Raw genomic sequence first — 17345 nt, 5'->3', positions numbered from 1 at the left:
GCCCCGATCCACCGCAACGTCCGCACGTTCGAGCGTCCTGACGACCGAATCTGCGGACGTCCGAGGAAGTGAGCGCTCCGGCAGCCACGTGCTCGGACGTTGTGGGTGGTGCGTGGCGACACGCCCTGTCGCGGTCTGGACGGTAGTGCGCAATGTGTAATAGCGTCTCGCCTGCGGGAACCGGAGGGGGTTCCCGCACCAGCTCGCCGGCCCGGTGCCGTCGGTCGCCCCGCTGGGCGGTCGGCGCCGCCGGGCGCGAACCCCGGAGGACCCATGGACACCACACAGCTGCTCAAGGGCGTGCTCGACCTGGCGGTGCTCGCCGTCGTCTCCGACGAGGACGGGTACGGGTACGACGTCGTCCGCCGGCTGCGCGCCGCGGGCATCGAGGAGGTCGGGGACGCGTCGGTGTACGGGACGCTGCGGCGCCTGTACTCGTCGGGAGCCCTGACGTCGTACGTGGTGCCCAGCGACGAGGGGCCGCACCGCAAGTACTACGGGATCAACGCGCAGGGCCGGGCGATGCTCGAGGCGCAGCGCAAGGACTGGCAGGAGTTCGCAGGCACCATGGGCCGCCTGCTCAAGACGGAGGTCGTGCGATGAGCGTGCTGGACACCACCGACGCGCTGGACGTCGCCGGGTACGCCGCGGCGGTCCGTCGTGGCCTCGCTGACCTGGGGCCGGAGCAGGTCGACGACCTCACCGACGACCTCGAGGCCGACCTGGCGGAGGCGCTGGACGACGAGCGGCACGTGGCGCACGGTCGCGGGGTGCTGGAGCAGTTCGGGCCGCCCGAGGACTACGCCGCGGAGCTGCGGGCTGCGGCGGGGCTGGCGCCGGCGACGGCTCCCGGGCGACGGGTGCGGTTGAGCGACCCGGTGGACGACAGCCGCCGGTTCGGTCGCTGGGTCCTGCGGCGGCTGCGGGCGCTGACGTGGTGGGCCCCCGTCGAGGCCTTCCTGGTCGCCCTGCGGCCGGTCTGGTGGCTGCTGCGCGGGTGGGTCGCCTACCAGCTGGTCGCGATGATGGCCGGGGTGTCGGGGTGGCTCCCACGGAACCTCGCGGCGCTCCTGGTGCTGGTGGGCTGCGTGGTCCTGAGCGTGCAGTGGGGCCGCGGGGCGTGGTTCCAGTCGCGCCGGGTGGCGTGGGTCGCGCTGACCGCCAACGCCGTGGCCGTCGTCGCGGTGCTGCCGCTGCTGGGATCGGTGCAGGACCAGCTCGACGACCGCGACCGCATCTACGACGCCTATCAGGCGGGCAACCTCGGTGGCTTCGACACCCAGACGATCATCCAGGACAAGGCGGTCGACGGGGTCGTCGTGGACGGCATCCAGGTGAGCAACCTGTTCGTCTACGACGCGGACGGCAACCCGCTGACCGACGTGCAGGTCTACGACGACCGTGGCCGTCCGGTGCGCACGACGTTCGACAACGGCTTCGACCAGTACTGGTTCCCCGAGGCCACGGAGCCGTGGTCGTTCGTGAGCCGCGTGGACTCGGACAATCGCGCCCGCTGGAACGTCTACCCGCTGCAGGGTGCGCCGACGTCCGAGTTCACCTACGACGACGAGGGTCTGCAGGTGCTGCCGGCGGGATCCAGCGCGGCGACACCGCCGTGGCCGTTCGCGAAGGCGCCGGCGCTCGACGATCCCCCGGAGGCAGCCATCGGCGCGGACGGCCCGGCCCCGTCGCCGTCGCCGACCAGCACGCCGTGACCCGCGTCGGCGGCACCCCCGAAACGGGTGCCGCCGACGGGCTCGGGCTGCGAGAATGGGCGGTGGGAACGCTCCCACCACTCGACGAGGAGAGGCATGCCCGCTCAGCTGAACCGCCGCACGGTCCTGCAGCTGGGTGCCGGCGTCTCGGTCGCCGGAGTGCTCGCGGCCTGCACGTCCGACGGGACGGTGACCGCGACGCCGACGCCCACAGCGCACGGGTGGCAGCCGCCCGCCGACCCCATGCAGTTCCCCGCGGGGTTCGTGTGGGGCGCGGCGACGTCGGCGTTCCAGGTCGAGGGCTCGACGACGGCGGACGGGCGCGGGCCGTCGATCTGGGACACCTTCGCGGCGACGCCGGGGCGGATCCACGACGGGTCGACGGGCGACCCGGCGGCCGACCACTACCGACTGTGGGAGTCGGACCTCGACCTGATCGCGGACCTCGGGCTGGCCGCCTACCGGTTCTCGGTGGCGTGGCCGCGCATCCAGCCGACGGGCTCCGGCGACGTCAACCAGGCCGGGGTCGACTTCTACCGGCGGCTGGTTGACGGGCTGCTGGCGCGGGGGATCCACCCCGCGATCACGCTCTACCACTGGGACCTCCCGCAGCCGCTGCAGGACGCCGGCGGCTGGGCGGTGCGCGAGACGGCGGACCGGTTCGGGGAGTACGCGGCGATCATGTTCGAGGCGCTGCGGGACGTCGACGCCACGTGGCTGACGATCAACGAGCCCAAGACGACCGCCTACGTCGGGTACCGGTGGGGGGCGCACGCCCCCGGGATCAGCGACGTCGACCAGGCCGCCGCCGCGATCCATCACCAGCTGCTGGGGCACGGCCGGGCGGTCGAGGCGTTCCGGGCGAGCGGCGCCGCGGGGGAGATCGGCATCGCGCTGAACCTGCTGCCCGTCTACCCGACGAGCCGCGAGGCGGACCCGGCAGCGGTGCACACCGACGCGGTCGAGAACCGGATGTTCCTCGACCCGGTCCTGCTGGGGCGCTACCCGTCGGACGCGATCGGGTCCGAGCCGGGGCAGCTGCCGGCGGACGCCGATGCGTTCCAGGAGCTCGTCCTGGACGGTGACCTCGAGGTCATCAGCGCACCCCTGGACGTGCTGGCCGTGCAGTACTACGGCGTGACCGGGGTCGACGAGCTGGGCAACCAGGTCGAGGTGTACCCGACGTCGACCGCGGTGTGGCAGCAGGTGCATCCCGAGGGCCTGTACGACCTGCTGATGGACCTGCTCATCGACTACCCGGGCGCACCCCCGCTCGTCATCACGGAGAACGGCATCCCGGACCCGACGTCCGAGGGCACCACCGACGACCCGGAGCGGCTGGAGTTCCTGCGCGCCCACCTGCAGCAGGCCGCGCGGGCGATCGACGACGGGGTCCGGCTCGTCGGCTACTACGCGTGGTCGCTGCTGGACAACTTCGAGTGGGCCGAGGGGATGAGCCAGCGCTGGGGGCTGGTGCACGTGGACTTCGAGACCCAGGAGCGGACGCCCAAGGCGAGCGCGGAGTGGTACTCGTCGGTGGTCCGCGCGAACGCGGTGACGCGTTCCTGAGTTCCCACTGTGCGCATGATCACCGGCTTCCCGTGGGGCATTCACCCCCCTGCGCCGTTACCGTTGAGGCATGCCTACCCCTGTCTCCGATGTCGCCACCACGACCAGCACGGTTGCGGCGGCCCGTCCGGGCAAGCCGCGCAAGGTGCCACGTGTCGTGATCCTCGGCGGCGGCACGGTCGGCCTGTACACGGCGCGCCGGCTGCGCAAGCGGCTCGGCAAGCGGGAGGCGGCCATCGTCGTCGTCGACCCCCGCCCGTACATGACGTACGCGCCGTTCCTGCCCGAGGCCGCGGCCGGGTCCATCGACCCCCGCAACATCGTCGCCCCGCACCGCCGCGCCCTCAAGGGCGTGGACGTGCTGCAGGGCAAGGTCAGCGAGATCAACCACGCCGGCCGCACGGTCCAGATCACGCCCGAGGAGGGCGACCCATACTGGATCACCTACGACCACCTGGTCGTCGGCCTCGGCTCGGTCGCCCGCACGCTGCCCATCCCCGGGCTCGCGGAGCAGGGCATCGGCTTCAAGAACGTCGAAGAGGCCATCGCGGTCCGCAACCACGTGCTCAACCGGATCGACCTCGCGGCCAGCACCTGGGACCCGGAGCTGCGCAAGCGCATGCTCACGTTCGTCTTCGTGGGCGGCGGGTTCGCCGGCATCGAGGCGCTCGGCGAGGTCGAGGACATGGCCCGCGCCGCGGTGAAGTACTACAAGGCCATCGAGCAGGAGGAGCTGCGCTTCGTCCTGGTCGAGGGCTCGCCGCGCATCCTGCCCGAGGTCAGCGAGGAGCTCGGCGGGTACACCCTCGAGCAGCTGCGCAAGCGGCAGATCGAGATCCACCTGTCCACCTTCCTGAACAGCTGCGTCGACGGTCACGTGGTGCTCTCGAACAAGATGGAGTTCGACGCCGAGACCATCGTCTGGACCGCCGGCGTGAAGGCCAACCCGGTCCTGCAGGACTCGGACCTGCCGCTGGACAAGATGGGTCGGGTCACCTGCAACGCGGCCCTCCAGATCATCGACGCCGAGGGCACGGTCGTGGCCGACGCGTACGCCGCCGGTGACTGCGCGGCGGTCCCGGACCTGTACAACCCGGGGCAGTTCTGCCCCCCGAACGCCCAGCACGCGCTGCGCGAGGGGAACCACCTGGGCGACAACCTGGCGCGGGTCCTGCGGTCGGCCGAGGTGACCGAGTACAAGCACAAGAACATCGGCGCCGTCGCGTCGCTCGGGATGTACAAGGGCGTCGCGCAGATGTTCGGCCGCATCAAGGTGCGTGGCTTCCTCGCGTGGGTCCTGCACCGCACGTACCACGTGGCTGCCATGCCCACCTGGAACCGCAAGATCCGCATCGCGGCCGGCTGGACCGGTGCGCTGCTGCTGCGCCGTGAGGTCGTCGCGCTGGGCAGCCTGCACGACCCGCGCGCCGAGTTCCGTGCCGCGTCGGTGCCGGCCAAGCCGCGCGCCGTCGAGCCGGGCGAGGCCGATCCCGCGCTGCCCGCGTCGAAGGCGGAGCCGGGGTCGCCTGCCGCCAAGAAGGCAGCCAGGGGCGCGAAGACCGCCTGACCAGTCCCGACGCGAGCCCTCGACCCCACGCGGGTCGGGGGCTCGCGTGTTGGGTGGCTGGCAGGATGGCCCGCAGCCCCCGTAGCCCAACTGGCAGAGGCAGCCGGCTTAAACCCGGCACAGTCCGGGTTCGAACCCCGGCGGGGGCACGTTCTCGCCGGTCGGCGCCCCTGGGCCCCTGATGGTCAGCTGACGACCGGCCAGCCCGCCGAGTCCCAGCTCAGCCGGTTGATGCCGAGCCGCGCATCCCCTGCGTCGGTGTAGTAGTGGTAGAAGAGGATGGTCCCGTCCCCGTCGGCCAGGGTCGCGGAGTGCCCCGGCCCGTGGATGGATCCGTGCCCCGCGAGGATCTGCGTGCCGCCCCCGCTCGTCATCGCGGTGCCGTTGCGGTCCACGTACGGCCCGGTCACCGAGGTCGAGCGCCCGACCGCGATCCGGTACGTGCTTGCCGCGCCCTTGCAGCACGCGTCGAACGAGACGAACAGGTAGTAGTAGCCGCCGTGGAAGTAGACGTCCGGCGCCTCGATGCCCGCGCTGCGCGTCGCGACCGACGTCAACGAGCTCCCCGAGCGCAGCCCGGTCGTCGGGTCGATCGCGATGACCTTGATCCCCGACCAGAACGACCCGAAGCTCAGGTACCACCGGCCCTGCTCGTCGACGACGAGGTCGGGGTCGATCGCGTTGTAGTTGCTGGAGCTCGTGGTGCTCACCACCAGCCCACGGTTGGTCCACGTGCCGGCGTTCCCGCTCGGGCTGGTGGCCAGGAAGATCGCCGAGTTCATGCTGCCGAACGTCGAGGCCGAGTAGTACAGGTAGTACTGGCCGTTGCGGTACGACAGGTCCGGCGCCCACAGGTCACCGGTGGTGTAGCTCGCCGTCCACGGGGTGCCGTTCGGGAACGCGGCGCCGACGTCGCTCCACGCCGTGCGGTCCGACGACGTCTTGAGCGGGATGCCGCGGCCCGTCGTCGCGACGAGGTACGAGCCGTCGGGACGCTTCACGACGGTCGGGTCGTGGGCCCAGGTGGCGCCGGTGATGTTCCCGGGGCCGGGGTAGGACGACGGCACCGACCAGCGCTGGTTGTCGCGACCGTTGCAGGTCCAGAGCGCGACGGGGGTGCCGTTGGCGGTGCGCGAACTGGTCACGTCGACGCACAGCTTGGACTGCTGGTGGACCAGCGAGCCGTTCGCGCCCCAGGCGAATCGCTGGTTGGCGCCGCCGGTGCAGCTCCACGAGATGAGCTTGGTGCCGGCGGTCGTGCCCCAGTTGAGCGCGTCGAGGCAGCGGGTGCCGTCGAACGTGCGCAGCTCGCCGGACGACGTGAGCGTCCAGCCCTGCCCCGCGACGCCGTTGCAGTCCCAGATCTGGATGCCGGCGCCCGGCGTGGCGTCGTTCCCGTTGACGTCCAGACACCGCCCCGACTGCGCGGACACCAGCGGTGGTGCCGCAGCCTGCGCGGCTGGCGCGAGGGTCGTGAGGGTCACCCCGGCGACCAGGCTCGCAACCGCTGTGAGGGCGGCGAACCGTCTGCGGGTTCGTGCTCGGGTCATGGTGGTTCCTCCGTGACGTCGTCGTGACGGCTCGTCCCCCGGGAGCGCGGCGCACCCGCACGGACGCACGGCGCCGTCGAGAGGCCGTGTGAGCGCTAACATCGCGCCTCCCGAAAGCCACGGCAAGACGTGAAGCGGTTAGGCGCGGGCTTTCGGGGCAGCGCTTACCCGTGCTCCGGAGCCGCGCGCCCGGCGCAGCAGCGCGATCGTCACCAGCGCGAGCGGCACGTTGACCATGCCCGGGGCGCCGACCCAGAACGATCCGGTGACCACCGCGTACGCACCCCACAGAGCGGCGTTGACCAGGAGCAGCACCTGGGTCGAGATCGACACGCCACCGAGCTGACCGCCGTCGTGCCGGTGCCGCCACACGCGCGCGGCCTGCGGCCACCACAGGACGAGCGAGACGACGGACGCCACGAACCCGATGCCCTCGGTCAGGAGCACAGTGGAGGTCGGCATGACCCCCACCCCCTGCAGACGACCGGCTCGAGCAGCCACCGTCGCCTCCCGGCTCAGCCCGTCGCCTCGGGGGAGCCCCCCAGAGCGGTCGTCAGGGACCCCTGGGGTCAGACCACGCAGAACTCGTTGCCCTCGGGGTCCGCCAGCACGACGTGGTCGAGCCCGTCTCGCCCAGGGTGCTCGGCGAGCACGGCGGCGCCTGCGGCAGTCAGCCGGTCGACAGTGGCGCGGATCAGGGCCTCACGCTCGTCCTGCGGCACCGATCGCCCGCCGGACACCTTGAGGTCGAGGTGCAGCCGGTTCTTGACCACCTTGCCCTCGGGGACCTTGAGGAAGGAGAGCGACGGCAGCACCCCGGCGGGGTCCGCCAGGTAGGCGCCGTCGTCCAGCTCGTCGTCGGGCACCTCGTGGTGACGGGCCCAGGCCTCCCAGGTCGCGAACCCGTCGGGCGGGGGCGGAGTGACGTAGCCCAGTGCCGGACCCCAGAACCGGGCCATCACCGCCGGGCTCGCACAGTCGAACGTTACGCTCCACATCGTCAGTCGAGCCCTTCCGCCGTCTCGGACTCCTCGATCGTGGCGAGCCAGTCGCGCTTGGTGGCACGCCAGCCCTCGTCGTCGGCGCCCAGCCGCCAGTAGCCGGACACCGACAGCTGCTCCCGGGAGATGCCGCGGTCCACGCGGACGTGCCGGCGCAGCTCCCGCACCACACCGGCCTCGCCGTGCACGAACGCGCTGACGGGCGCGGCCAGGTCGGGGAGCGCGACGACGGTGTCGACGAGGGCCAGGCCGGCCACCGCGACGCCCTGGTGCACCCACAGGACCTGCACCCCGGCGGGGGAGGCGAGCGGGATCTCGTCCTCGGGACCGTGCACCTCGATCACCGCGTGCCCGACGGCGTCGGCGGGGAGCCGCTCGAGGGCGACCGCTATCGCGGGCAGCGCGCTGGCGTCGCCGGCGAACAGGTACGACGCCGCGTCGGGGTCGGGTGACCACGCGCCGCCGGGGCCCACCAGCAGGACCTCGGCACCGGGCTGCGCCGACGCCGACCACGGTCCCGCGATCCCCTCGTCGCCGTGCACGACGAAGTCGAGCGTGAGCTCGCGCGCGACCGGGTCCCAGGCGCGGACGGTGTAGGAGCGCTGGCGAGGCTGCTGCTCGGGCGGCAGGCTCGCGCGAACCGCGTCGAGGTCGAGGCGGCCGTCCGCGCGCAGCGGGCGGTCCGTGCCAGCCGGCAGGAAGACGACCTTGACGTAGGAGTCCGCGTGCGGCGACGGCTCGAACGCGGCCAGGCCGGGGCCGCCGACGACCACCCGGACCATCGTCTCCGCGAGCCGCTCGGTCCGGACCACCTGTCCGACGAGCGGTGCGGGGCGGGGACGGGCCGGTGCGTCGGTCATCGAGGTCCTTCGTCGAGGGAGCGGTCGGTGCGGCGGCCCACGCTAGTCGCCCGCGCGGTCGAGGGCGTGCCCGAGGAGGCCCTCGGCGAGGTCGTCTGGGATCGACGAAGGGGACGGTCCGGACCCGGCCGTCCCCTTCGCTGTGCCTCAGGTCAGGCGTCGCGCCGCTTCAGCAGCACGGCGGCCACGCCGAGGATGAGCACGATCCAGGCGATCAGCACGCCGTAGCCCGCCCACGCCGTCAGGTCGACGACGTCGGGGCCGCTGGACGCGGCGGCCGCCTCGAGCTGCTCGGTGGTCTGCGTGAACTGCTGGCCCGCCACGCCCGGGAGGAACGGGAACGCCTGCTGCAGCGGCTTCCACGGGATGGCGCTGAACAGGATCGGGGCCACCAGCAGGACGCCGAGGACCGTGGCGAGCGCTGCCGCCGAGTGACGCATGAGCGCGCCCAGGGAGTAGGAGAACAGCGCGATCGTCGCGAGGTACACAGCGGTGCCGAGGAGGGGCCGGATGATCTCCGGGTCCGTCGCGTCGACCGAGAAGCCCTGGCTGTCGAAGAACACCCACTGCAGCGTCATGGCCAGCGCGACCGCGACGACCGCGACGGCGAACACCGAGACGACCAGCACGATCGCCTTGGACCAGAGCATCGGCAGACGCTTGGGCACGGCGGTCAGGCTGGACCGGATCATGCCGGTGCTGTACTCGCTGGTGATGGTGAGCGCTCCCAGCACCGCGACGGCGAGCTGGGCGAGCGTCACCGCGATGCTCAACGGGTCCAGCGGGTTGCCGGCGGTGCCCTCGGGCGGGCCGCCCTCCTCCGGGCTGGGGACGTTGACGAAGGCCAGGCTGATCAGGACGACCAGGCCGACGGTGGCGATCAGGAAGATCGACAGGGTCCAGGTGGTCGAGCGGACCGACCAGAACTTGATCCACTCACCGCGCAGCAGGTGGCCGAAGCCCAGCTTCTGCTCCCTGAGCGGGGTGGCGTGGCGGTGGGGCTCGGTGGCGACGGCGGTGCTCATCGGGCGTCCTCTCCGGTGGTCGTGGCAGCGGCGTGGGCGCCGGCGTGCCGGGACTCCTCGCCGGGGAGCGCGGCCGAGTGGTACTCGACGGACTCGGACGTCAGGGTCATGTAGGCGTCCTCGAGGGAGCCCTGCAGCGGCGTGAGCTCGTGCAGCACGATGCCCGACGCGGCGGCGATCTCACCGACCTCGGCTGCCGTGGCGCCGTGCACCTCGAGCAGCCCGTCCTCGGCGGGCGTCACCGTCACGGCGGGACCGGCCAGGCGTGCCGCCAGGTCCGTGGCCTGCGGCGACCGCACGCGCACGGTGGCGCGGGTGGCCTCGGAGATCACGGTGTCGACGGGTCCGTCGGCGATGATCTTGCCGCGCCCGATGACGATGAGGTGGTCCGCGGTCACGGCCATCTCGCTCATCAGGTGCGAGGACAGGAAGACCGTGCGGCCCTCGGAGGCGGCCAGGTACTTGACCAGGTTGCGCACCCAGAGGACGCCCTCGGGGTCGAGGCCGTTGACCGGCTCGTCGAGGATCAGCGTCTGCGGGTCGCCCACCAGGGCGGCCGCGATGCCGAGGCGCTGCCCCATGCCGAGCGAGAAGCCGCCGACGCGCCGCTTGGCGACGGTGTCCAGGCCGGTCATCGAGATGACCTCGTTGACGCGCTTGTCCCCGATGCCGTGCGTCGCGGCGATGGCGCGCAGGTGGTTGCGCGCGCTACGGCCGGTGTGGACCGCCTTGGCCTCGAGCAGCGCGCCGACCTGCGTCAGCGGGGAGCGGTGCTCGGCGTAGGGGCGGCCGTTGACGGTGACGGTGCCGTGCGTCGGCCGGTCGAGGCCGACGATCATGCGCATCGTGGTGGACTTGCCGGCACCGTTGGGGCCCAGGAAGCCGGTGACCCGGCCGGGCTGCACGGTGAACGAGATCCCGTCCACCGCCGTCTTGCTGCCGTATCTCTTCGTGAGGTCGTGGGCCTCGATCATCACTGTTCCTCGTCAGTCGGGAAATGGAGCCGTGTCGACCCTAGGGGTGTCCGGCAAGGCCTTACATCGGACCAAGGGGGGATCCGCCCCCACCGAATGGCCGAGGCGCACCAGACGTGGGAACGAACGCGCCCCCGTCGGCGTTCGTTACGCTGACAGCCTCGTCTGACAGCGCCCGATCCGTCCAGGAGGACGCCATGGCCAATCCAGTCTTCAACAACAGTCCCGTCTTCCAGGACCCCGTGCAGCGCCGGGGCCAGAAGTCGCCGACGTCGACGGTCTCCTACGGGACCCCCGGCCCCCAGGTGGCGGATGCCGCCACGCTCGACCAGATGTACGACGCCCCCGCCGCGACCACCCGCGACACGGGACGGCTGACGTACGACGACGTCATCATGAAGACCGCCGGCCTGCTGGCCGTGCTGGTCGTCACCGGGGCGGCGACGTGGGTGCTCGCGCCCGGGCTGTGGATCTTCGGCGCGATCGTCGGCCTCGTGCTGGGCCTGGTCAACGCGTTCAAGAAGGAGCCGAGCCCGCCGCTCATCCTGCTGTACGCCGCTGCCCAGGGTGTGTTCCTCGGTGGCCTCAGCAGGTTCTACGAGGCGCAGTTCCAGGGCATCGTCGGCCAGGCGGTCCTCGCCACGCTCTCGGTGTTCGCGGTCTCGCTCGTCCTGTTCAAGTCCGGCAAGGTCCGCGTCACGCCGAAGTTCCAGCGGACCCTGCTCATCGCGATGGTCGGCTACCTGGTGTTCTCGCTGATCAACGTCGTGTTCATGCTCTTCGGGAACACCGGGGACGGGTACGGCCCGCTGCGGGCGGGGTGGATCGGTGTCGCCGTCGGTCTCATCGCGGTCGTGCTCGCGGCTGCGATGCTCATCGTCGACTTCGACTCCATCAAGCGCGGCGTCGAGGCCGGGGTCCCGGCCAAGCTCGCGTGGACGGCGGCGTTCGGTCTCGTCGTGACGCTGGTCTGGCTGTACCTGGAGCTGCTGCGGCTCTTCGCCATCCTGCGTGGCGACTGACGCCTGACCGCTGATCTGACTGACGTCGGCCCGGGTGCGATGATCGAATCGCACCCGGGCCGACGTGCGTCTGCCCGAACCCGCCACCCATGGGAGCAGTCAGTCGTGAAGTATGCGAAGCACATCTCGGAGCTCGTCGGCGGTACCCCGCTGGTCCAGCTCACGTCCGTGACGGCAGGCCTGACGGCGACGATCCTCGCCAAGGTCGAGTACATGAACCCCGGCGGCTCCGTGAAGGACCGCATCGCCCTGAAGATGATCGAGGCCGCGGAGGCGAGCGGCGAGCTCATGCCGGGCGGCACGATCGTGGAGCCGACCAGCGGGAACACCGGCGTCGGCCTCGCGCTCGTCGCCCAGCGCAAGGGCTACCGCTGCGTGTTCGTCTGCCCCGACAAGGTCAGCCAGGACAAGCGCGACGTGCTGCGCGCCTACGGTGCCGAGGTCGTCGTGACCCCGACCGCCGTCGCCCCGGACCACCCGAACTCGTACTACTCGGTGTCGGACCGCCTGGCCAAGGAGATCCCGGGCGGCTGGAAGCCGAACCAGTACGCCAACGTGAACGGCCCGGCCAGCCACTACGAGACGACCGGCCCCGAGATCTGGGACGACACCGAGGGCCGTGTCACGCACATGGTCGCGGGCGTCGGCACGGGCGGCACGATCACCGGCACCGGGCGGTACCTGCACGACGTGTCCGACGGGCGGGTGGTCGTGATCGGCGCCGACCCCGCCGGCTCGGTGTACTCCGGCGGCGACGGGCGGCCGTACCTGGTCGAGGGCGTCGGTGAGGACTTCTGGCCGACCGCCTACGACCCGACCGTGCCCGACGAGATCATCGCGGTCTCCGACGCGGACTCGTTCGCGATGACGCGGCGGCTCGCCCGCGAGGAGGGCCTGCTGGTCGGTGGCTCGTGCGGCATGGCGGTCGAGGCGACCCTGCGCTACGCGCGCCGGCTCCAGGAGGAGGACCCGGCCGCCGCGGAGCGCGCGGTGATCGTGGTGATCCTGCCCGACAGCGGGCGCGGCTACCTGTCCAAGATCTTCAACGACTCCTGGATGCGGTCCTACGGGTTCCTGGCCGCCGACGAGGGCGCCACCGTGGCGGACGTGCTGCGCACCAAGACCGGCGAGCTGCCCGACCTGGTGCACACGCACCCGAACGAGACCGTCCGCGACGCCATCTCGATCCTGCACGAGTACGGCGTCTCGCAGATGCCCGTGGTCGGCGCCGAGCCGCCCGTGAAGATCGGCGAGGTGGCCGGTGCGGTCAGCGAGCGCGAGCTGCTCGACGCGGTGTTCTCGGGCGACGCCGAGCTGTCCGACCGGGTGGACCGGCACATGTCCGCGCCGCTGCCGCTGATCGGCTCGGGGGAGAGCGTGCAGTCCGCTCGGGACGCCCTGCAGAAGGCGGATGCGCTCATGGTGGTCGACGACGGGTCGCCCGTGGGCGTGCTGACCCGGCACGACCTGCTCGGCTTCCTCGCACGGTAGGTTCTCGTCGTCGGTAAACGCTGTCCGTCCGAAGGAGCACGATGGCCCTGTTCGACCTTCCCCTGCCCGAGCTCGAGCGCTACCTGCCCGTGCTGGACGAGCCGGAGGACTTCGACGAGTTCTGGGCCACCACCCTGGCGGAGGCGCGCACCTTCGACCTCGCGCTGACCGTGACCCCGGTCGACTCCGGGCTGACGGTCATCGACGCGTTCGACGTGACCTTCGCGGGGTTCGGCGGGCACCCGATCAAGGCCTGGGTGACCCGCCCCGCGGGCGCGACCGGGGACCTGCCCGCGGTCGTCGAGCTCATCGGGTACGGCGGCGGGCGCGGGTTCGCGCACGAGCGGCTCGCCTGGGCGGCCGCGGGGTACGTGCACCTGGTGATGGACACGCGCGGGCAGGGCTCCACCTGGGGCAACGGCGGCCACACGCCCGACCCGGCGGGCTCCGGGCCGGCGTCGCCCGGGGTGATGACGCGCGGGATCCTCGACCCGCACGAGCACTACTACCGGCGGCTCATCACGGACGCGGTCCGCGCCGTCGACGCCGTGCGGGCGCTGCCGGACGTCGACCCCGCGCGGGTCACCGTCGCGGGGATCAGCCAGGGCGGCGGCCTCGCGCTCGCGGTCGCCGGGCTGGCCGACGGGCTCGCCGCGGTCATGCCGGACGTGCCGTTCCTGTGCCACTACCCGCGCGCGCTGGCCATCACCGACGCGTTCCCGTACGGCGAGCTCGTGCAGTACCTCGCCGTGCACCGAGACCAGGAGGCGACCGTCCTGCGCACGATGTCGTACCTGGACGGGGTGCACTTCGCGCGGCGGGCCTCGGCCCCCGCGCTGTTCTCCGTCGCGCTGCGGGACCAGACGTGCCCGCCGTCCACGGTGTTCGCGGCGTACAACCACTACGCGGGGCTGTCGGCGGCGAACCCGGAGACGGAGATCGAGGTCTACGCGTTCAACCAGCACGAGGGCGGGCAGGCCCACCAGCTCGACCGGCAGCTGCGCTGGCTGCGGTCGCTGCTGGCCGCGTCGGAGTCGCGGGTCGCGCGGGTCTGACGCGACGTCAGGCGGCCAGCCCGAGGCGGAACCACTGCGGTGCCGTCCTCGACATCGGCCACCCCAGCCCGGCGGTGCTCGCGGGCTCGGCCGAGAGCAGGTCCCAGCCTGCGAAGGCCGCCTGGATCTCCGCCCGGGTCACGCCGCCGACGAAGGAGCGCAGGCGGGTTGCCCCGAACTCGAGCATCAGCAGCGTCGCGCCCGGGTTCGCGAGCGCGGTGACCCCGCGGCCCATCGCCGTCCGCTCGGCAAGGTCCAGGTGCTGGAAGCAGCCGACGTCGAGGAAGAGGTCGAACGTGCCCAGGTCGGTGGGGAGCGCCGTCACGTCCCCCACGACGAAGCGCGCGCCGGACGGAGCGTCCCGGCCGGACTCCTCGATGGCATGCACCGCGGTGTCGATGCCGACGGCGTCCCAGCCCCTGCGGGCGAGCTCGTGGGTCTTCTGGCCGCGGCCGCAGCCGAGGTCGAGCGCCCGACCCGGCGGCTGTGGCCGGTCGGCCTCCTCACGGTCCAGCAGGGCCTCGACGGTCGACGCCTCGATCCGCCCGTAGTGCTCCCACGGCGTGAACCCCACGCGGTACGCGAGGCCGTATCCCGTGCGGACACCCTTCATCGCCCCCACCTCCGTGTCCCATCCCAGCACCGGACCGGCCGGGTGCACAGGGCTAGGGGACGCTCAGGCGTTCGAGCCCCCCGACCAGCCCGGCGACGAGGAAGTCGAAGCTGGCGTCGACGTCGTCGGGCATGCCGAAGCCGCCGTCGAGCTCGAGCACGACGAACCCGTGCACCGCGGCGCGGACGGCGCGGACGGCGTCGATCCGGCGATCGTCCGGGACACCGAGCGCGGCGACGGCGTCGGCGATCCCCTCCACCACCCGGATGCTCGCCTCGCGGACGGCGTGCGCGTCGGGGTCGTGCACCCACGCCGCTCCCTGGACCGCCTGGTAGCGGCCGGGGGAGCGTCGGGCGAGGTCCCGGATCGCCCGCGCCATGGCGGGGACCAGGTCGGTGCCCGAGTGGTCCGCGCGGACGGCCTGGAGGGCGTCGGCGTACTCCTCGATGCAGACCAGCGCGACCTCGCGGCGCAGCGCGGGCAGCCCGGCGACGTGCTTGTAGAGGCTGGGGACCGCGACGCCGGCCCGGGCCGCGACGGCGGCGAGGGTCAGGTTCGCGAAGCCCGTCGTGCCTCCGTCGTCGACGACCGCGAGGGCCAGGTCGACGACGGCGGCACGGTCGAGTCCCGCCCTAGGCACGCGCGCTCGCGCGGACCTGGAACCGGCCGGCCGCGTCGCGGGGGAGGTCCGCGAGGAACGCCAGCGTGCGGGGGACGACGACTTCGGGCGCCTGGTTCTGCGGGTAGTGCGCCACGTCCGGGATGAGGGTCACGTCGGCGTCGATCGCGCCGCGCAGCCACTCGGCCTCCGCGGCGGGGTCCGTGAAGTCGGGGTCGATCGCGCCGACGAAGGCGACGGCCGGAGCCGTGATCTCCGGGACGCGCGCCTCGACCGGCGCGTGGGTCAGCTGGACGGTGAGGTGCCGGAAGGAACGCAGGTGGGCGGGGTCCTTCATCGCGGCGCGCAGGTCCGCGACGTGCTCGTCGAGCCACGGCGCCTTGGTGCCGCGGTTGAGGTACCCGCGGTAGTACGACGCCCAGAGCGCCGCACCCCAGGGGCGGGAGAACAGCACTCGCTCGAGGCCGTGCATGACCGCGACGGCGATCGCCGGCATCGGGCGCTCGCGCAGGAACGGGCCGGTCAGGACGAGGCCCGCGACGAGGTCGGGTCGCTCGGCGGCCGCCCACGCGGCGGCGCCGGCGCCCATCGAGTTGCCGACGAGGACCGCGGGGCCGCCCAGGTGCTCGACGAGCGCGAGCGCGTCCTGGCCGGTCACGACGTCGCCGTGCGTGGCGAACGTGGTGTCGGAGTCGCCGTGGCCGCGCAGGTCCATGACGGCGACGCGGTGGCCGGCCTCGACGAGCGGGCCGGTGAGCTCGCGCCAGGTGCTGCGCAGGTCCCCCATGCCGGGGATGAGGACGACGAGCGGACCGGCAGCGGGGCCGTCGAGCGAGTAGGCGATGCGCCCCTCGGGGCGGCTGAGGTGCTGTGTCATGAGAGAAAAGCTAATGGCATTAGCCAACTCCGTCAACCCCCCGGTTCGGCGCCGGTCGGTCGGGGTTGGCAAGATGGTGCGCGCACTGTCATCCACCGAAGGAGTACGTCATGTCCGCAGCGCTGCCCGAGGTCTCGGGTTCTTTCGGCCAGAAGCCGACGCTGACCTTCCCCGACGCCAGTGCGTCCGGTGAGCTCGAGGTCCTGGTCCTGTCCCGCGGCGACGGCGCCCTCGTCGAGGCCGGCGACGAGCTCGAGGTGCACTACCTGGGCCAGTCGTGGCAGGGCGGCATCTTCGACAACTCCTACGACCGCGGCGCCACGACCAGCTTCCCGATCGGCGTCGGCGCCGTCATCGCCGGGTGGGACGAGTCGCTCGTCGGCCAGCAGGTCGGGTCGCGCGTGCTCGTCTCGATCCCGTCGCACCTGGGCTACGGCGACCGCGGCGTGCCGCAGGCCGGCATCAAGGGTGGCGACACGCTGGTCTTCGTGGTCGACATCGTCGGCACCAGCAACTGATCTCTCCTGCGACGGGCCCCTCTGCTCCGGTGGAGGGGCCCGTCGCTATCCTCGGCCCGTGGCGGGCAACGAGGTGACCATCGGCGAGTTCGCGCGCCGGTCCGGCCTGTCGCTCAAGGCGCTCCGCCTCTACGACGCCCGCGGGCTCCTGGAGCCGGTGCGGGTCGATCCCGCCAGCGGGTACCGGTACTACGACCCGGAGCAGCTGTCCCGGGCACGCACGATCTCGCTGCTGCGGCGCCTGGAGATGCCGCTCGGCACGATCGCCGACGTGCTGGCCGAGCCCCCTGGTCAGGCGGCCGCGATCCGGTCCTGGTGGCAGGAGCGCCGGCGCGACCTGGCGGACCGCGGCCCCGAGGTGGACCTGGTGCTGGGCTCCCTGGGCACACCGGGAAGCGTGGGGCACCCCGGGCACTTCGGGGTCGACGACGTCGTCGTCCAGCCGGTCGAGGCGCGGACCGTCGCGACGGTCCGCCGCCACGTCACCCAGGAGGACCTCGTCGCGACGTTCGCGTCGGACGCGCTGGAGATCCGCACGTTCCTCGACACGGGCGGTGCGTCGTACGGGACCGAGTTCTGGGTGCTGTTCCACGGCGCGGTGGGCCACGACGGGGACGGCCCGATCGAGACCTGCATCCCGTACGAGGGCGCGGTCGCCCCGGCCGGCTCGGTCGTCCTGCGGCAGGAGCCGGCGCACACGCTCGCCTACGTGCCGGTCACCGCGGCCGACTGCCGGTACCCGCAGATCATCGGTGCGTACGTCGCCCTGGAGACCTGGTTCAGCGCCGGTGGTCGCCGGCCCGCCGGTCCGCCGCGGGAGATCTACCCGGTCCCGTGGTCCGACGAGGGCGTCGTCGCGCACGTCGCGCAGCCGGTCGCTTGACCCTGC

The 17345-nt window shown here is 72.4% G+C and carries 18 protein-coding genes and 1 tRNA gene; 10 read left to right on the top strand and 9 right to left on the bottom strand.

The features are described from left to right. Window positions 1-273 precede the first annotated feature (273 nt). The 5 genes from J2X26_RS01245 (at window position 274) to J2X26_RS01225 (ending at window position 5000) form a co-directional block, all read left to right on the top strand. Window positions 274-603 (top strand): PadR family transcriptional regulator, encoded by a 330-nt coding sequence (locus tag J2X26_RS01245; protein WP_055917522.1) that lies wholly within the window; start codon window positions 274-276, stop codon window positions 601-603. Beyond that, on the top strand, window positions 600-1715 hold the full coding sequence (locus tag J2X26_RS01240; protein ID WP_307489128.1) for an HAAS signaling domain-containing protein: 1116 nt from the start codon (window positions 600-602) through the stop codon (window positions 1713-1715). Before J2X26_RS01245 ends, J2X26_RS01240 begins: the two co-directional genes overlap by 4 nt. Before the next feature lie 96 nt (window positions 1716-1811). After that, the gene (locus tag J2X26_RS01235) at window positions 1812-3284 is read left to right on the top strand and encodes a GH1 family beta-glucosidase (protein ID WP_307489126.1); all 1473 of its coding nucleotides are present in this window, start codon (window positions 1812-1814) and stop codon (window positions 3282-3284) included. A gap of 70 nt (window positions 3285-3354) precedes the next feature. After that, window positions 3355-4851 carry an NAD(P)/FAD-dependent oxidoreductase gene (locus J2X26_RS01230; RefSeq protein ID WP_307489125.1) on the top strand — a complete coding sequence of 499 codons (1497 nt, stop codon included), beginning with the start codon at window positions 3355-3357 and terminating at the stop codon, window positions 4849-4851. A gap of 75 nt (window positions 4852-4926) precedes the next feature. After that, a tRNA-Leu gene (locus J2X26_RS01225) sits at window positions 4927-5000 on the top strand. A gap of 36 nt (window positions 5001-5036) precedes the next feature. Here J2X26_RS01225 and J2X26_RS01220 read toward each other — a convergent pair. The 6 genes from J2X26_RS01220 to J2X26_RS01195 form a co-directional block, all read right to left on the bottom strand. After that, window positions 5037-6401: a family 43 glycosylhydrolase gene (locus J2X26_RS01220; RefSeq protein WP_307489124.1), complete on the bottom strand. Its 1365-nt coding sequence runs from the start codon at window positions 6399-6401 to the stop codon at window positions 5037-5039. Window positions 6402-6539: 138 nt separating this feature from the next. Further along, on the bottom strand, window positions 6540-6863 hold the full coding sequence (locus J2X26_RS01215) for a hypothetical protein (protein ID WP_307489122.1): 324 nt from the start codon (window positions 6861-6863) through the stop codon (window positions 6540-6542). A 107-nt stretch (window positions 6864-6970) separates the two neighbouring features. After that, window positions 6971-7399, bottom strand: coding sequence for a VOC family protein (locus J2X26_RS01210; protein ID WP_307489120.1), 429 nt, complete (start codon window positions 7397-7399; stop codon window positions 6971-6973). 2 nt (window positions 7400-7401) lie between these two features. After that, window positions 7402-8262, bottom strand: a complete 861-nt coding sequence (locus tag J2X26_RS01205; protein WP_307489118.1) for a siderophore-interacting protein — start codon at window positions 8260-8262, stop codon at window positions 7402-7404. 152 nt (window positions 8263-8414) lie between these two features. Then, the gene (locus J2X26_RS01200; protein WP_307489116.1) at window positions 8415-9287 is read right to left on the bottom strand and encodes an ABC transporter permease subunit; all 873 of its coding nucleotides are present in this window, start codon (window positions 9285-9287) and stop codon (window positions 8415-8417) included. Further along, complete coding sequence (locus J2X26_RS01195; RefSeq protein ID WP_307489114.1) at window positions 9284-10261, bottom strand: ABC transporter ATP-binding protein; 978 nt, start codon at window positions 10259-10261, stop codon at window positions 9284-9286. The genes J2X26_RS01200 and J2X26_RS01195 overlap by 4 nt, the downstream gene beginning before the upstream one ends. 197 nt (window positions 10262-10458) lie before the next feature. Here J2X26_RS01195 and J2X26_RS01190 point away from each other — a divergent pair, with 197 nt between their 5' ends. The 3 genes from J2X26_RS01190 (at window position 10459) to J2X26_RS01180 (ending at window position 13829) form a co-directional block, all read left to right on the top strand. After that, window positions 10459-11283, top strand: a complete 825-nt coding sequence (locus J2X26_RS01190; protein ID WP_307489112.1) for a Bax inhibitor-1/YccA family protein — start codon at window positions 10459-10461, stop codon at window positions 11281-11283. A gap of 105 nt (window positions 11284-11388) precedes the next feature. Further along, window positions 11389-12774 (top strand): cystathionine beta-synthase, encoded by a 1386-nt coding sequence (locus tag J2X26_RS01185; RefSeq protein WP_307489110.1) that lies wholly within the window; start codon window positions 11389-11391, stop codon window positions 12772-12774. 41 nt (window positions 12775-12815) lie between these two features. Continuing rightward, window positions 12816-13829, top strand: coding sequence for an acetylxylan esterase (locus J2X26_RS01180; protein WP_307489108.1), 1014 nt, complete (start codon window positions 12816-12818; stop codon window positions 13827-13829). Between the two features lie 7 nt (window positions 13830-13836). Here the strand turns inward: J2X26_RS01180 and J2X26_RS01175 are convergent, their stop codons facing one another. The 3 genes from J2X26_RS01175 to J2X26_RS01165 are packed head-to-tail and all read right to left on the bottom strand — an operon-like array spanning window position 13837 to window position 15938. Further along, window positions 13837-14442, bottom strand: coding sequence for a class I SAM-dependent methyltransferase (locus J2X26_RS01175; protein WP_307489106.1), 606 nt, complete (start codon window positions 14440-14442; stop codon window positions 13837-13839). Window positions 14443-14494: 52 nt separating this feature from the next. Then, entirely contained in the window at window positions 14495-15082 is a 588-nt protein-coding gene (locus J2X26_RS01170) for a TetR/AcrR family transcriptional regulator (RefSeq protein WP_307489104.1), read from the bottom strand. Next, window positions 15075-15938: an alpha/beta fold hydrolase gene (locus J2X26_RS01165; protein ID WP_307489102.1), complete on the bottom strand. Its 864-nt coding sequence runs from the start codon at window positions 15936-15938 to the stop codon at window positions 15075-15077. The genes J2X26_RS01170 and J2X26_RS01165 overlap by 8 nt, the downstream gene beginning before the upstream one ends. Window positions 15939-16048: 110 nt before the next feature. Here J2X26_RS01165 and J2X26_RS01160 point away from each other — a divergent pair, with 110 nt between their 5' ends. Then, on the top strand, window positions 16049-16456 hold the full coding sequence (locus J2X26_RS01160; protein ID WP_307489101.1) for an FKBP-type peptidyl-prolyl cis-trans isomerase: 408 nt from the start codon (window positions 16049-16051) through the stop codon (window positions 16454-16456). A gap of 58 nt (window positions 16457-16514) precedes the next feature. Then, a complete protein-coding gene (locus tag J2X26_RS01155) occupies window positions 16515-17339 on the top strand; it encodes a MerR family transcriptional regulator (protein ID WP_307489099.1) in 825 nt (274 codons plus the stop codon). Window positions 17340-17345: the final 6 nt, after the last annotated feature.

It is taken from the genome of Cellulomonas humilata (assembly GCF_030814415.1).
In the GTDB taxonomy this organism is placed as follows: Bacteria; Actinomycetota; Actinomycetes; order Actinomycetales; family Cellulomonadaceae; genus Cellulomonas; species Cellulomonas humilata_A.
The sequence above is the reverse complement of the archived record's forward strand: the minus strand, read 5'-3'. Positions and strand labels throughout refer to the sequence as shown.

Excerpts from the sequence above, each read along its gene's own strand:
- J2X26_RS01180 (WP_307489108.1), top strand. The coding sequence starts at position 12,816 with ATGGCCCTGTTCGACCTTCCCCTGCCCGAGCTCGAGCGCTACCTGCCC.
- J2X26_RS01200 (WP_307489116.1), bottom strand. The coding sequence starts at position 9,287 with ATGAGCACCGCCGTCGCCACCGAGCCCCACCGCCACGCCACCCCGCTC.
- J2X26_RS01240 (WP_307489128.1), top strand. The coding sequence starts at position 600 with ATGAGCGTGCTGGACACCACCGACGCGCTGGACGTCGCCGGGTACGCC.
- J2X26_RS01205 (WP_307489118.1), bottom strand. The coding sequence starts at position 8,262 with ATGACCGACGCACCGGCCCGTCCCCGCCCCGCACCGCTCGTCGGACAG.
- J2X26_RS01165 (WP_307489102.1), bottom strand. The coding sequence starts at position 15,938 with ATGACACAGCACCTCAGCCGCCCCGAGGGGCGCATCGCCTACTCGCTC.
- J2X26_RS01215 (WP_307489122.1), bottom strand. The coding sequence starts at position 6,863 with ATGCCGACCTCCACTGTGCTCCTGACCGAGGGCATCGGGTTCGTGGCG.
- J2X26_RS01195 (WP_307489114.1), bottom strand. The coding sequence starts at position 10,261 with ATGATCGAGGCCCACGACCTCACGAAGAGATACGGCAGCAAGACGGCG.
- J2X26_RS01190 (WP_307489112.1), top strand. The coding sequence starts at position 10,459 with ATGGCCAATCCAGTCTTCAACAACAGTCCCGTCTTCCAGGACCCCGTG.
- J2X26_RS01210 (WP_307489120.1), bottom strand. The coding sequence starts at position 7,399 with ATGTGGAGCGTAACGTTCGACTGTGCGAGCCCGGCGGTGATGGCCCGG.
- J2X26_RS01245 (WP_055917522.1), top strand. The coding sequence starts at position 274 with ATGGACACCACACAGCTGCTCAAGGGCGTGCTCGACCTGGCGGTGCTC.
- J2X26_RS01230 (WP_307489125.1), top strand. The coding sequence starts at position 3,355 with ATGCCTACCCCTGTCTCCGATGTCGCCACCACGACCAGCACGGTTGCG.
- J2X26_RS01220 (WP_307489124.1), bottom strand. The coding sequence starts at position 6,401 with ATGACCCGAGCACGAACCCGCAGACGGTTCGCCGCCCTCACAGCGGTT.
- J2X26_RS01160 (WP_307489101.1), top strand. The coding sequence starts at position 16,049 with ATGTCCGCAGCGCTGCCCGAGGTCTCGGGTTCTTTCGGCCAGAAGCCG.
- J2X26_RS01175 (WP_307489106.1), bottom strand. The coding sequence starts at position 14,442 with ATGAAGGGTGTCCGCACGGGATACGGCCTCGCGTACCGCGTGGGGTTC.
- J2X26_RS01235 (WP_307489126.1), top strand. The coding sequence starts at position 1,812 with ATGCCCGCTCAGCTGAACCGCCGCACGGTCCTGCAGCTGGGTGCCGGC.